The organism is Pseudodesulfovibrio sediminis, assembly GCF_020886695.1.
Taxonomy (GTDB): Bacteria; Desulfobacterota; Desulfovibrionia; order Desulfovibrionales; family Desulfovibrionaceae; genus Pseudodesulfovibrio; species Pseudodesulfovibrio sediminis.
Genome location: NZ_AP024485.1, coordinates 81,153 through 96,216, shown reverse-complemented (window position 1 = coordinate 96,216; position 15,064 = coordinate 81,153). Strand labels below are relative to the sequence as shown.

General features: G+C 49.2%; 10 protein-coding genes and 1 pseudogene. 3 read left to right on the top strand and 8 right to left on the bottom strand.

What is annotated here, in order from left to right; all coding sequences use genetic code 11:
* Window positions 1-7: 7 nt before the first annotated feature.
* From SRBAKS_RS00470 to SRBAKS_RS00455, 4 genes are all read right to left on the bottom strand, one after another.
* Entirely contained in the window at window positions 8-652 is a 645-nt protein-coding gene (locus SRBAKS_RS00470) for a response regulator transcription factor (protein ID WP_229592500.1), read from the bottom strand.
* Complete coding sequence (locus SRBAKS_RS00465) at window positions 649-2,685, bottom strand: sensor histidine kinase (protein ID WP_229592497.1); 2,037 nt, start codon at window positions 2,683-2,685, stop codon at window positions 649-651. The genes SRBAKS_RS00470 and SRBAKS_RS00465 overlap by 4 nt, the downstream gene beginning before the upstream one ends.
* A 256-nt stretch (window positions 2,686-2,941) precedes the next feature.
* The gene (locus tag SRBAKS_RS00460) at window positions 2,942-5,659 is read right to left on the bottom strand and encodes a pentapeptide repeat-containing protein (protein WP_229592495.1); all 2,718 of its coding nucleotides are present in this window, start codon (window positions 5,657-5,659) and stop codon (window positions 2,942-2,944) included.
* A gap of 77 nt (window positions 5,660-5,736) precedes the next feature.
* Window positions 5,737-7,056: a surface lipoprotein assembly modifier gene (locus SRBAKS_RS00455; protein ID WP_229592493.1), complete on the bottom strand. Its 1,320-nt coding sequence runs from the start codon at window positions 7,054-7,056 to the stop codon at window positions 5,737-5,739.
* A gap of 492 nt (window positions 7,057-7,548) precedes the next feature.
* Between SRBAKS_RS00455 and SRBAKS_RS00450 the strand changes: the two are divergent.
* Window positions 7,549-7,683, top strand: a pseudogene (locus SRBAKS_RS00450) (transposase); the annotation flags it as partial.
* Window positions 7,684-7,896: 213 nt separating this feature from the next.
* Here SRBAKS_RS00450 and SRBAKS_RS00445 read toward each other — a convergent pair.
* From SRBAKS_RS00445 to SRBAKS_RS00430, 4 genes are all read right to left on the bottom strand, one after another.
* On the bottom strand, window positions 7,897-8,301 hold the full coding sequence (locus SRBAKS_RS00445) for a hypothetical protein (protein WP_229592489.1): 405 nt from the start codon (window positions 8,299-8,301) through the stop codon (window positions 7,897-7,899).
* Window positions 8,302-8,326: 25 nt separating this feature from the next.
* The gene (locus SRBAKS_RS00440; protein WP_229592487.1) at window positions 8,327-11,974 is read right to left on the bottom strand and encodes an NACHT domain-containing protein; all 3,648 of its coding nucleotides are present in this window, start codon (window positions 11,972-11,974) and stop codon (window positions 8,327-8,329) included.
* Window positions 11,975-12,372: 398 nt separating this feature from the next.
* Entirely contained in the window at window positions 12,373-12,774 is a 402-nt protein-coding gene (locus tag SRBAKS_RS00435) for a DUF6375 family protein (protein WP_229592485.1), read from the bottom strand.
* Window positions 12,758-13,741 (bottom strand): radical SAM protein, encoded by a 984-nt coding sequence (locus tag SRBAKS_RS00430; protein ID WP_229592483.1) that lies wholly within the window; start codon window positions 13,739-13,741, stop codon window positions 12,758-12,760. Before SRBAKS_RS00430 ends, SRBAKS_RS00435 begins: the two co-directional genes overlap by 17 nt.
* Before the next feature lie 129 nt (window positions 13,742-13,870).
* Here SRBAKS_RS00430 and SRBAKS_RS00425 point away from each other — a divergent pair, with 129 nt between their 5' ends.
* Together SRBAKS_RS00425 and SRBAKS_RS17910 are read left to right on the top strand one after the other, a co-directional pair.
* Window positions 13,871-14,572 carry a hypothetical protein gene (locus SRBAKS_RS00425; RefSeq protein WP_229592481.1) on the top strand — a complete coding sequence of 234 codons (702 nt, stop codon included), beginning with the start codon at window positions 13,871-13,873 and terminating at the stop codon, window positions 14,570-14,572.
* Window positions 14,569-14,781 carry a MerR family transcriptional regulator gene (locus SRBAKS_RS17910; protein ID WP_430708950.1) on the top strand — a complete coding sequence of 71 codons (213 nt, stop codon included), beginning with the start codon at window positions 14,569-14,571 and terminating at the stop codon, window positions 14,779-14,781. The genes SRBAKS_RS00425 and SRBAKS_RS17910 overlap by 4 nt, the downstream gene beginning before the upstream one ends.
* The last annotated feature ends 283 nt before the right edge of the window (window positions 14,782-15,064 follow it).

Genomic DNA, 15,064 nt, shown 5'->3' with positions numbered 1-15,064 from the left:
AACAGAATCATACTCCTATAACTGCCTTATATATAGCGAGCTTCCGTAATGCAGGTACGCTTTCGACTCCCAGCTTGTTGACAATCCGGGACATGTAAGTTTCCACGGTTCTGGGGCTTATATTCATTTTCTCGGCTATATCAATGTTGGATTCCCCAGCCCCCATCGCCGCAAAAATATCTTTCTCCCTGTCACTGAGGACAAACAACGGCACCTCATCTTCAATCCTTCCGCTGTTCTCTGTCAGGACTTGCGTGCAGCGCGGACTAATGAATCGCTCACCATCAAGAACCGCCTCTGCGCCATCCAGCACCACCTCTGGTTCCTCCCGCTTGGTAACATAGCCCCGCGCGCCACACCGCAGGGCATGGTTGATGGTTTCCGGTTCCTCATGCATTGAATAGACTAGCACCGCAATGCCATTTGCCGACAAATCTGCCAGAAGATCAATCCCACTGCCGTCTTCCATTGAAAGATCGAGAACTGCCAACTGGAATCTGCCCGTTTCGATGAAGAGTTTGGCTTCTGCGCAGCTTCCAACCTCTCTTGCTATGGTGTAATTCGCTGACTCAAGAAGAATGGTCAACCCCTGACGCACCGCTGGATGGTCGTCCGCAAGCAACACCTGAACACGCTGACTTACCTCTGTCATGCGCCCTCCCCCCAATTCTCAGCCCCGCCCGGTGACGTAGTGCAGTCGATGGAACACGTCACCACAGTACCGCAGTCCTGCGCGTCCTCAATGCGTAGCTCTGCACCAATAATTCGTGCCCGGTGGTTCATAATCCCCAATCCGATTCCGCCTGTTCGCTCATTTTCAATTTTCGATGCAGCCTCACGCCCTATGCCATCGTCACAGACCGTCAGCACAAGACAACGCGAGCCTTCACAGCGCAATGTCATGGAAACACTATTCGCCTGGGAATGCTTGACCGCATTGGCCAGGGCTTCCTGTGCGATGCGATACAACATGGTTGCATGCGGGTTGTCGCAATGGACGCAACGCAGATTTTTCTCAAACGTGACGTTCATGCCGGAGGCTTTGGACACCCGTCGTGCCAGATCGCTCAGAGAAGGACCGGGCATGTCCGGGTCGTGCTCCACCGGCCACAGGCCATGCGACGTGTTGTATGCATCATTCACGGATGCATCAAGCAAGGCTGACAACATCTCAATATCCTCACCGCCATCGGTCTCTTTGAGTCGTCTCTTCAACGCTGTCGCACGCAAGCGCGCGCCGGTCAAATTCTGGCACAGCCCGTCATGCAATTCATGACTGATACGCCGCCGTTCCTCTTCACTGATGTTGACGACCTCCCGCTCCAGCCGGTCCCGCTCTTCCATCTCTTCCTGCAAGCGCAGATTCTTGTTTTCAAGCTCGCCGGAAAGCTGAGCTACGGCCTGGAAGGCGCTGTTAGTGTACTGAGCCAGAGCAACGGCCTGACACAACGCGAAGATAAACATGCCGATTTCCACCACGTAGGAGGAGTCGAGCCAATTGGCGTGTACCAAAATATCATTGATACCCAGCACCATGTGAATGGTGCAACCCGTAAGCATCAACCATGCTCCGGCGCGGCCCTGCCGAACGCTAATCGTCAGCCGCTGAATGTTATATAGGCCAAAAACCAGGGACATCACCAGGCAGCCGAGAACATACCAATACAGGGAAACACCGGGGGCGAAGAGCATGAAGCCAATGAAAACGACAGTCCGTACATCGCCCAGCCGATATATGGTCTTGTGAAATTCCTCGGGATACAGCGTCTTGAAAAAACGAAAGCGGGCCGAAGGCCAGGCCATGTAGCACAACAGAGCGAAGTTCTCCATGAACGCCGGATTGATATCCGGCACCAGCATGGTCATGACCCACCCGGAGGTGTTGGAATTGATGGTATAGCCGATTGTGAGCAGACAATACAGCCCGAAATACAGCGGCGCAACATCCCTACGACGAACAAAATAGAGAGTGAGATGGTAGACGCCGATGACCAGAATGCTCCCGGCAAAGAATAGGGCCAGCGCCCATGCCTGCGTTCGCTGCTCCTGCAACGCTCCGACCGGACCGACGACAATCGTTTCGGGGATACCGCCGACGCGGAAATGGTGATTGGAGACTTGGAGTACCAACTCCACTTTACCGTCACGAGAGACTATTTCCCCGATACGCAGTGAGCGTTTCGGAGCTTCATCCTCTGCTGAAATCCCCACTATGCCGCTGTGGGCAACAACGACCCCATTGGCCCACAACTTGTAAGCCATCTGAATGTCGACCAACCTGATTTCAAGAGGTGCATCCCCCGGATTGGTGAGCAGATGCAATCTATAGGTCGCCTGCCCCGTCCGACTCAAATTCAACTCTTCCGGGGCATGATTCCATGTTCCCGGAAGGGTGAACATGCCCGAAGGCTCCGGGGCTTCGGCGAGAAAATCAGCCGGGGTAAGCAACCGATCCCAGTAGAACTCCCATTCTCCGTGAAGAGACAAAGGGCCGCTTTGGGCCAGATCGATTCCCCTAATATCCAACACACCTGCTACAGCCTTGGGGGGAACGCTGGATTGCCGGAGGCATCCTCCCGTACAAGCCATAACGACCACAAGAACCACGCACAGCAGGCTCGCCAGAATATACTGCCGAGTGCGCCGCCTTCCCGTGGGAGCATTGATGGCCGTCAAACGCTTCAAACCGCCTCCATCTGTCGTGCAAGAATGAATGCTGTCCACTGTACGAGCACTGAATGATTATTGCAACCCTATGGGGATTTTCGACTTTTTTGCATTTGTAAGGGAATTTCCGGACACACATATAAACCATTTCGAGCAATGCCCCCGGCATGCCTAGTACATATGAACATTTGACCTGTTTTGATTCTTTCGAAGAACAAACGAAATGCGGGAGCATTTCAATAAGTGCTCCCACATCACTCGTTCTTTCTCATCATCAATCTGGTTCGACTTCCGTAGCTCCCGGTCCAGTAGCCTGAGTGGCAGAGTTATTGTTAGTGGTCTGCTCAACCACGGACGGAATGCCTGGGGGATTGAGAGCAGGGCCGGCTGTGTACGCGCCGGGCAAGTTGCCGGGACCAGCTGGTCCGGGTACGGGCGAAAAGCTGGTAGGCCAAACCAGGGGGGGCTGTTGAGAAGCGTCAGTACCGCCACCTGCTGAACTGCTTTCTCCGTCGCCCTCCTGAGGCGATTCAGGCATGTTTCTGCCACCGGCAACGGCGACATCCATTTCCGAAAACCCTACGGCGAGCAGCTCTTCACTGGTATACCCGGCATCCAGGAGAGCCTGCGGAGAGTAGAGGTCTTTGAGAGCCTGCAATTTAAAGACCTCCTTGAGTTCGGCAAGCGTGAACCCTGCGCCTTTAAGATCCGAAGGACTGTAGTAATTCTTCAAGCGAGACAATTCGACTCCGCCTGCCTTCAGTTCTGCTGCAGTGAACCCTTCATCCCTGAGGTCACTGATAAAGAAACTTCCCTTTCTCAGATCAAGGATGGAATACCCGGCCTTATACAGTGCCCTTGCCTTAATTCCGACTCGTTTCAGCTGCATCGCGCTGAATCCGGCATTTTTGAGTTCCGTCACGGTGAAGTTAGCTTTCAAAGAAACCGTTTTGAATTTGGCTTTTATCATTTGTGCCAGGGTGTATCCGGCTGCCTTCAATTCATGCACCCGGAATCCAGCGGATTTCATCTCCGCTGCCGTGAACCCGGCTTCCTTCATTTCTGCGGCGGTAAATCGGAGACTTTTGAGTGTGCTTGGAGGAAAAACGCCCTTCATTTCTGCCGCAGTATATCCCGCGCTTTTGATTTTCCAAGCGCTGAACCCGGCTTCCTTGACCTCAGCGGCGGTGAATCCAAGATTCTTCATTTGCTCAAGAGTGTAACGCAATCCCTTGAAATCTTTTGCAGTATAGCCTGCCTCCTTAAGCTGCGCATCCGAAAACAGGTTCTTCATGCCAACCAACTTGACTCCTGCATCCCTCATCTCTCCGGCGGTATACCCCGCCGCATGCAAGTCCTCCAGAGTGATACCGGCAGTATAAAGCTCGTCTGCGCCGTACCCCGCCTTTTTCAGTTCTCGGGCATGGAACCCGGCCTCGACCATTTCATCCGCAGTAAATCCCGCAGCCTTGAGACGCTCAGGTGAATATCGCGCCTTTTTTAGGTCTGTTGCAGTAAAACCGGCTTCTTTAAGCTGTTGAGTGCTAAATCCGCCTCTTTTGAGTTCACGGATGGCGAAGAGACTCTTGAGTTCAGCAGCCGTGAATCCGGCCTTGTTCAACTGTTTGGCGGAGAAACCTGCGGCCTTAAGCTCCAACGGCGCATAGCCCTGTGCCTTGAGTTCAACAGCGGAAAAGCCCGCAGCTTTCAATGCCGCAACGGAGAATCCGGCCTTGTTCAACTGGGTAAGGGAATACCCAGCATTTTTCAGTTGTGCCGCTGAATAGCTGCCCTTGAGTTCGGCAGCGGTAAAACCAGCTTCCTGCATTTCCTGAAGGGTGTACCCGCTACTCTTCAATGTAGCGGCAGGGAAAAGCGCTTTGATATCGGCAGCCGAAAACCCGGCTCGTTTCAAGTGCTTAGCGCTAAAACCAAGCGAAACCAACTCCTGCGGTGCATAGCCCGCATTCTTGAAGTCCTCGGGACTGAACCCATCTTTCAATTGGTCAAGGGTAAACCCAGCGGCAACAAGTTCCTTCAGCGTGATTCCCGCGGCCTTGAATTCGGCAGTCGAGAAACCGCCCTTCATTTCAGAAAGAGTCACGCCTGCCGCTGTCATTTCAGCGACGGAAAATCCGACTTTGGCCAAATCCTTGACCCGGAAACCGGCTTCCTTCAGCTCTTTGGCAGAGAAACCGGTTCTCTTGAGGTCATTCAAGTTGACTCCCGCAGCTCTCAGCTCCGAAGCAGTATATCCGGCAGCCTTGAGCTCGGAAGGATGAAATCCATCCTTTCTCAACTTCTCGGCAGTGATGCCTGCCGCTTTGAAGTCGGCCAAAGAATACCCCGCCAAGAGGTATTCAGAAAGAGGGGCCTCCTTGCCGTAGCGAAACAGTGTCTTCATGTTGACGCCCAGCCTATTCAATTCGGAGAGGCTGGAGCCGGAGATGATACCGGCAACAATGTCCGTCTCGTTCGCAGCAAGTGCCATGTACCCACGGATGTCGTCGTCAGTGAACCCTGCAGTTCGCAACGTTTGCAAACCGGGGTGCCCTTTCCCCATTGCGAAGACTGTAAGCGCAACAATCATATCAGAACCATTCGCCTTGAGCGTCGCAATCGGAACGGTCTCTAGAATCGTCATCATAGGAAAGCCAGCATTAAAAAGGGCTGATAAATCAAAACCCGCCTTGGCTATGAATCTGAGTCCCCAACCGGCATCCTTCAACTCACGCGCATTGAAGGCCTGCCCGATTTTTTCCAAGGGAATCTTCAGGTCAAAGGAAAGCATTTCAGACGGTCCGTATCCGGCTCCTTTGAGTTGATCAACCGAGTAACCGGATACGTATAGTTCGAAGGCGGTCTTTCCGTTATCTCGCGCTTCTCTTGCCGTCTCGACCGTCAGGGCCGCAGCAAAACCAATGGCCGTGAGACAAACCGTCAACGCCAGAACCGTCGCAATTACAGACAGTGCAAATGTTCTTTCCCTCATACCGATTCCCCTCTCTTGAAAGTGATCTTTAATGCTTTCCTCGAAGATGAGCGCCCTATGAATATGTTTCAGGCCCGCTAAAAATTATAGCCCAAGGCAAACTTCGCCGTGTTTTTGAAGTAACTGTTCGGAACATAGTTGGACTTGTTTCGCGTGTGGATGAAACTGAGTGTGGCCTTGGAGTTCTTGTCCCAGAGTTGTCGGGAGAGAGTTCCTGAAAACGTGTGTTTCTGATCCCGGCGATCATTATCCACTCCGGCCGCAGGAGGCGCGTTGTAAACGGTCTTGCCAAAAGTTGCGGACAGGTCAAACCGGAACAGATTGGGCAACCCGAACGACGGAGCCAGCTTGACCTCATACCCATCGTTGGAGTTGCGGGGGGCGCGGGCATTTTCGGTGAAGACTCGACCGCCGCCGAGCAGGTAGTGCTGGTTCTGGCCGCCAAAGAACCAGCGCAGGTAGCTTCCCGCCGTATAATAATGACTGTCCGACTCGTGGTTCTTGCGGTTGTCACGAAACTCGATGCTGGCATCGGTAATGAGCTGTTTGTCAGGTGCCAGGGTGTGCATCCACATGACGGACGGGGCAAAGGTGTTGATGGAGTTCATCTCGCCCTGTTCGATATCCGTATAGTTGAGCGCGCCCTGGATGGAACCTTGTTCCAGCTTGTGGTTAAGCCGAAGCGACACGTTGGTCACGCCCACGTTGTAGTCGGTGTACCTGGAGTAACGGACTTCGTTACGGGACAAACCTACGGATAGTCGCCAATCGCCAATCATGTCGAGTTTCTGTTCCACGCCGATCATGGCCGAATATCCGACCCCCGTGGACGCCTTGGGATAGGTATCCGGGTCCAGGATGATGTTGCCCAAGATCCCGTCATTGGGACCAACATTCACATTATCGTCGTTCAGCACGGACACTTCGAACGTTGCGCCGAACCGAGTACGTCTCTCAAGATCATCCAGGCGATCGAGCATACCATCGAGCCCGCTTCTCAACTCCTTGGGCGGGTTGCTTTTTTCAACCTCTAAAAGATACTTGCGCGATTCCTTAAAGCGACCGCACTCGGCTAAAGACCTGCCAAGTTCAAAGGTCACACGTTGATCGTCTGGTCGCATTGCGTGCAGTATGTGATAGGATTCCACCGCCCCTTCATAATTCTTGGTGTAGAACTGGCAGACTGCAAGATTGAGCAAAAGCTGAATGTTGTTCGGTCGAGTGGAGCAAGCCTGTTTCAGCAACGGGCAGGCCTTGTCATAATCACCAGCCTGAAATGCCGCCATGCCCTCATTGTACGGGTCACCCGACACGGCGTTTGCCACAAGCGGTGCAGCCATCTGGCCAACGGTCAAGAGACAAACGAACAGAAAACAAAATAAAAATCTGGTAGGCATACGGCCTCCGGTCTATACTCAACAGCACAACATTCTCAGAGACTCAACGAAAGTCACTTCTATAAACTTAGCTATTACACATACTCCAGATGCATGCCTTTCTCTGTCCGGGAATTCCCTTACAAAAAAGAATCGTTGTAAGAAATCAATGAAAAAGAAGAAAACGAGGCAAGACAACGAGCCTCAAGCTTTGACCAAACTTATAAATCTCGCATTACAGCGGGGATATGCTTTGAGAACCGGGCAAATAACAGTCACGCTAAGCGTACAACCACTTGAAATAAATTTTTAACTGGCCGAGAGGAAGAGGTTCGAAAATCCAACATTAATACAATTATTGTATACCACTCTTTATACCACCAAACATCATTTGCCCCATTTTTTTACAAAGCAATGACCCTTAATTAATGATCATAAGACCTTTTACTGCATATTTAGCTAATGCTCATCTTTCAATGCTTGGGAAAGCCTTTCTTAGAGCTAGTAAAAGGTTCACCCGGGCTGATTGAAGGGACAAACAACAAAATCAAGACGCTGAAACGACAAGCTTATGGCTATTGGGACAAAGAGTTTTTCAAACTCAGAATCATGGGGATTCATGAGTCAAAGTACGCTCTGACCGGATGAACCTAAAAAAAGCAACAAAAAAGCCCTCATTACGAGGGCTTATGACACTTTATGAGGTAAAGTGATTCTATTCTATGGCGGAGAGGGAGGGATTCGAATGAACGATTCTTTTTTATTTTATTTCAACTAGATACATAAAAGACAATCCATCAGTTGTACCACTTGCTGTACCACTCACGACTAGTTACCCCCCCCCAATTTTCGTCTCCCTAATTAAAATCTATGATCTAGCTCTTTCCATGCGAACAAACCGCTGAAAGCAAAAAAAGGCAAAACTAGTAAAAAGATATTCAAGCCTCCTAGATGAGAAGGAATGGGAAGTATCTCTCCATACCGGGACTCCCAGGCAAGAACCTGGATAAGGCAATATACAAGAATCCAATAACCAATTTGGAAGCTAAAAACCGCTTTCCATAATCGACCTTTGGATTCTCTTAGGAAAAACCAGGAACAGCAAAGAAAAAAACACCCTACCGCCATCTTACCAAAGACCTGCAAAAAGCCCACACCCATATTCATCGAAACCCAGTAGGACATCCAAGTTGTTATCATGCCTGCAATGCAAACATTCCTAAAAACCAGCCCCTTCCTTTCAACATATGAATCATCCCATTGCATTCTATCACCCTAAGTTTCTATTGAGCTAAAGTGTCATCGCAAAACGATGAATATGTTTATGATTCCTGAGCAAGCCATAATGATCTTCCATTATTTCCGTGAAATAACGGTGGTGAAACTCCCGCTCTCCCCAAAGCATCCAAACAAGCTTTTGGCCGGTTTCCTCCAAATATTTTTCCAACAAATCTTTTCGAATATAGAAAAGCTTCGACATATAAGCAGCCCCATCCTCTTGGAACACTCGGCAAAGAGTGGCGAGCTTGCCTTCACTGTCATAATAATCCCACTGCCCCCACTTACCCACGAGGCCTACAGATTCGCTTAACGCGGGAGCCGGAACTATTACGTTTCCAGATTGATTTAACTCGCTATGGTGTGACTCCCAACAATATCGGCAAACGGGAACCTCTACTGGTATTCCTGGATTAGGATGATGCCCAAAAGCTCCTCTGCGGTCAGGCTTGGGAGAACCATCCGCATTCCGAAGAGCTCGTGCATATTGTGCAGACCAAGGAATTTCTCCAGAAAAACAGTAATGGTCATCCAACGGCTCAGGTATGGCAATGTTACCAGGATATTTTATCGCGGCAAATTTTTGGAGTATCTTCTCAACATCACCCTCTTCTGCTAAGACTCCACGCAGAAACGTGAATACTCTCCGGGCGTCATCTGAGGCGTTTTGCTCAATAAAACCTTCCAAGAGAATCCAGGGTCCCTCCTGCTCATCGACGCTTTCTGGCTGCAACAAAGAAGTGTAGTCTGGCGTTGGCCCTTCGCTTATCCATTCAGGAACGTCACCCAGTGGTTTTGCAAAGACATCTGGCAGGTCAGGAAGCCACTCTTTAGGAGCTTCTGAAAAGGTCGGGTCAACATCCACATCAAGAGCTCGTTCATCTTGTCGCCAATCAGGTAGTTCCCCCCTATCGAGGCGCAGCCCGTACATTTCGAAGTATGCAATCCAGGAATATTTTTTTCCATAACGCTCAATCTTCCCTTCTCGGTAGGGACCACGCCGCCACCCCATATCGTTAATCCTTGAATCTAGCTCCCCAAAGACCTCCTCCCCATAACCTAGGTCAACAATTCGATGCTCTATCTTTTTACGGACCACTTTGTAGGTATCGTTGTCGTAATCATAGTTCCCTCTCTCAGGGATTAAGCGACCTAGGGTATAGTTACCAAAATCCATTCTGATCGCACTTTTTGCAATCTCAGTGACAGAGTCGTCTATGTCTTCAACCTCTGGAAAACCCTCTGGTATTTGGTCAAACGGAGGCTGTAGTAACCCTTTCTTCTCTTCTGGGATACATGCTGGAGAAATCTTCTGAGCTAGCTGAATGAGCCCAAGGGCGTATTCTTTTATCAAGACGTGCCTGGTTGCGTTTGGAGCACCCGGTTCAAACAGTTTTTCAACCAATGAATTAGCAAAATCTGGTAATGCAAGGTGGAGGACTTGCGCCTCACTATCAGCCCATAGAGCCATTGCAACCCCATACGATGCAGCAAGCAGTCTCTCTGGCACATATGGGTCATTAATCGACAGGGAAGACAACGTTTGCTCAAACAATTCAGCTGGAGCATTAGTGCCATACCAAAACAAAGCACGTGTAGCATGATCTCGTAACGTACGATTCGTTGCGGTTAATACCCACTGCAACCAAAGCGCACGCAAAGAGTCTTCACGCCTTCTTAATCCACTCGTCTTCCACCGATCTTCGATACGTAATATGTCCTCTTTTCGATCATCGGCAGAACGTCTAATCCACTGGGTCCATCTCACATCTCGCTCAACGACGGTCATTGAGCGCAGTATGTTATCCAGGAAGGTAGCGTCCAAGGGATGGTTTTTAGCAGCACGTGTGGCAATCAACAGGCTAAGCAAATCTCTGCCATAATAGTCAGGCTCTTGCTTAACCATTTCACCAAGCAGCTTCACTGTTTCTGAATCGAGTTGCTCGGGAGACAACCAGGCAGAAAGATATAAGGCCCGTTCTCGGGCCTGCCCATCAAGGAGTGACCAAAACTGCTGCCGATACATTCGGCACGGAACAAGACCAACCAACGCCACCAAAATATCGCCAGAGAGGGTATGCCTTTCGCCCATTGAGCCAAAAAGCAAAGAAGCCTGTGGCTCTTCTTTCAACCAATCTCCAAAACTTGCTCCTCCATGCTGAGAGAGCAATGAGTCTGCAACGATGTGCCCAGCTAATGCATCATAGTTGATACTTATCTCAGAAACTCCAGGAGTGCTCCCGGGCACACGATAAAACACGCCTTCATGTTCAAGAGCACGTACAAGGCTTTGGTCCCAATTTCTTTGAGCATCCCCTAATATTTGACGCAATCTATTCAACTCGACACTTCGAATATTTTCAGACCAAAGGGTATACCCTGTAGCATTCAATGCCGAGAGGATGTCTGATGCATAGTAGCGACAAGACGACGGGGCGAGTTGGGCTATACGATCTGCAATTTGATCAAGATATTTTTCAAATAAATTTGTCAAAGACCCAGGCATGGCCTCGACGCCAACGGTCTTTTTGCGCTCAGGGTTGGTCACCTCGCAAAAGAGACGCATCTTAAGCGGATGGTTGAGTAATTCTATCGGTAACTCGGCATCGCCAATGTCGATCTTGTAGTAATGGAAATAAGCTCTTGCTGCCTCAACCAAGTGGCCCCGAAAGCCAGGTATATCAAATTGCTGGATATCATCAGGAAGAGACTCTGGAGCAAACTCAGACCTAAGCGTAACGACCAGAAGCACATAGGGATAATTCTCCAGAATAACCCTAAGTGATTCAAGGTATGCCTTCCATTGTCTGGGGTCTTCAGCTTCATTCAAGCCATCAATAATTAAGGGAAGCCTACGCCCTGATCGCTCGCCAGCAGCATCGAGTGCCGCAATGAGAGATTCAAAAGTCTCAACGGGACGCCCTTGTATTACAACCGTTCTCGCCAAATCATCCAACCGGTCTCGAGCACTCAACTCCCGGCCATGAAGCAGTATACCAGCACCTCTATCTTCAGTTGGCGACGTTAACTGAGCGGACATCTGAGTCTTCCCGCAACCAGCATCAGCAAGAACCGCAATCATTCCTTGTCGAAGCACTTCGGAGAGCACCCTCAAGGCAGCTAAAACGTCGCCAAATGAGGCAAGCACATTGGTAAGATATAATGCAGCTTGATTCTTGAAAATTCGTAATTGACGGAGTGTTTTCTTCCATTCTTTGTCAAAAGAAATTCCCTTATCTACCAACTGAAACGCTACATCATAATCACCGCCCTCTAGAGCCGCATGAATATCCGACATCAATTGCGAATACCCTGATGCAGCAGACCGAATACTATCAACCCTCTCAGACATCCCATCAGGAATTATCGAGGACAAATCATCTAGGGCTTGGACCGCCTCATTGATCTGCTCGGGAATATCTTTCAACTCCGCCCAGGCCTCGACAGCCCCTAAAGAAAGACGGATTTGCTCCTCAGCATCTAAGGTCTGATGAACCTCTGGAATCCAACGCTGACGAATTGGAGCAATTGCACCAGCATGCATTTGAGCTAGCGCATCGGGTGTGAGTACCAGTTCTCCAAAGTAGGTTCCTCGAAGAATTTCGGCGGGGCCACTTAAATGCTCTTCCACTTCATCCTTTGTCCATAGATGAAGCTTCATATCGGTCTCAATGCCATAAAACCATTTCTGGTCCCCTCGTGTAAGGGTATGCCGAGTCCAGAGCACCCAGTCCGTTAGCTCAGGCAGAATCTCCTGCGTTTTCAGGATGGCCTCTTCAATAGTTTTGCGCCGGGTTGTCCCAAGAGCTCTACCGCTTGGCAACTCATACCACTTGCACTGCCAACCATACCATCGTCCAACTTCACCGAGAGGGCAATCTGAATGAATGTTCAGATGGAATTCTATTCCTGGCTGATTGGAAAGCCCTTGAAAACTGCCATGCTTATTGTAGTGACGACGAACTAACGCCCTGCACAGGTATTCAAAATTATCTGTAGCTGCGCCGGGAAGACCCTCGAAAATTGTCCAATTAACTGGAGGCACGTTTCTCTCGCTTCTTACTCGCTATTATTATCAGCAGTTGCTTCTGGGTAGTCATGAGCTGAATAGATTTCGACCTTAGCCCCCATATCAATCAGAATCTTCATAAATGCCGAAACTTCTGATTCATCAGTGGTAATGACAACGCTAGAGCCGTCAACATCAACATGCACATTGTACATAAACTGCTCCATCTCACCCGGCCTAATCGAATAGACTCTGAATTTTTCCATCAAATCAAGCAAAGGTTTACCGTAGCGACTTGTCGATTCGTTCAAATCACCTTCATTTTCAAGGGCGTACTCAGTAAACTTATCGATTATATCTTTTGCTTTATCAGCGTCTTGAACCTCTTTAAAAACACCAATCATCCTGAGATTCATTGAATGCTCAGAAACGACTTCATGCCAAATCTTCACGACTATCCTCCGTAAGCTGCTGTAACTTATTTAATGCCCGCATAACTCCACCAGCGTCAATTTTTGCTCCTTCCGAATCAAACGAAGAACGCTTCACTCTGCCAGTTGCATCAATGTGAGCATATGACCGCAATCCCTTCTCATGCACTAATGGATTGCAAACAGGAAGGCCTTCTGCCCCCGCCTCACTGACACTTAATCGAATAGGGCCAGCATATGAGTTCACCCATTTTTGAAGCCCTGCAACGGCATCCTCATCAATCCCACTACGACCTCGAACAGGCTGCTCGGGCAACAGAAGAAACTCAGTTGCCCCCAACTCAGAGGCCAAAGAAATTGCACCATCCAGTTCAGGAAAAGTCTGGGCATTAACCACATAATTAATGCCAAACGGAGAAATGGCTTTGACCAGTTCAAATTGACGAGAAAGGGATGCAAAGGACTTTCCTCGAAGCCCCTCGTATGTCGCTCCGATGCCATCCATGCTGACACGCAAATAAGCAACCTTCCCCTTTAGAGCATCAACCAAGGACGAAGTAAGCATGTGTGCATTGGTAGTAAAAGTAACGGCAAGGCTCGTGCTCTCATTAATGTATTCACAAAGAGTTGGGAGCTTTTTGAACATAAGAGGCTCACCGCCTCCAAACCCAACCCCAAGACACCCATTTGCATCCAATTCATCCAACCACCCCAATAAACACTGATAATCAAGTTCAGCAGGCTCTTTCGGAGCATAGCAAAAAGGACAGCACAAATTGCATGAATTGGTCAAAGCAATTGAGACTTGGCGAGGAGCTAACGCCCAAGAATCTTCGGGGCATTCGACCTCATCAAAGAGGATATTCGTTCCAGTAGCTCTATCATACAGATGTAACCCATCAGGACCCGGGCGAGTTTTCCATTCAACAGACACAATACGCTTCAAATTTTTATATATTATCAGAATAAGATCTTGCTCATTTGCCAATCTCCTTACTCCAATCGAGCCGGTTTGTGTAGGACTATATCGGACATTATGAAACAACTTGCTCATACTAAGGCAACTGACTTAGTTGATTAGAAAGACGAACCTTTCACCCTGACAAGGGGGACACTTATGCCATCTAAAACACAACTCCTGAACAAGCTGAAAACCGTATGGTGTTTAATTGTTTCATTGATCATATGGTGCTGGAGACGACTGAACGATAAGATAAGCATAGTAGTAATTGGCTTCATCCTCACAGGAATCATTGGCCAGCAACTCACCAACACATACAACGACCTAGCATGGGAACGAGAAGCATATTTACGGACTGAGCTAGGTCTATTCGAAGCCAAGAAAAAACTCATATACGAATACACAGACCTGTTGTCAGAATACAAAAGCACATATAATCATTTATTCAATGAGATGCGCACTGCGCTTCGAGCCCCTAAAAAAGAACTGGGAAAACCATTAACTAAAGTCGCAAAATTGAATAATGAGTTGGGCGACATTCGCGAGCGGATTCGTACTGCTGGCCGAAAATTTTGGCCTTTCGTCAAAGCCACCCAGCCTAAACAAGTTGTCCAACTATTACACAATTCGTTCAACCGCATATGCAAAGCCCAGAACGACCTTTTTATTAATGGATGGAATTTGCGAGTTCATAGTGCTGACGACCAACAGATCGATAGTTTTCTCGAGCAAGCAGGTAAAGAAAAGATATCTGTTGATAATAGCATTAAAGCCCTGTCGCATGCTTTAATGGTCAATTTGTTTACCAATGAATTCCAGCACACGAAGCCCCAAATTTCAAACTGGAGCATCAATTGAGAAAGCGTTGGTTACGCACCAAAGAAGCTGCAACTTACTCGGGCCTATCTCCAAACACCCTTCGCAAGTACGCCGACGAAGGCTTGATCTATGCCGCCAGAACGGAGGGAGGCCACCGGCGCTATGATCGGGAGTCAATCGATGAGTTCTTCGATCAAGACAAGCTGGTTGATTTCAAGGTCCAACAAATACTGGAATCCCTGACCTAGCAAAACAAAACTCCGAGATCTATATGACCTCGGAGTTCTATGAAGAGCGGCCACGAGAACCGGCGGTGACCCCGCTTGCCCATACCTCCTCACGAGGCGGGAAGGACGTCGCTCGGGTAGTACCCGCTCTGGTTGGTGATGCCCGTGGTTTTACACCAGCAAGGACGCCCTTGCGTCCACGGACATCGGTTTCGCCGAATGAGGCCTATCCTCCAGGTTAACATTCGACTCGTCACTGTTGGAAGAATTCGCAGCCCAACGCAGTTGAGGAAACGGTGAACAG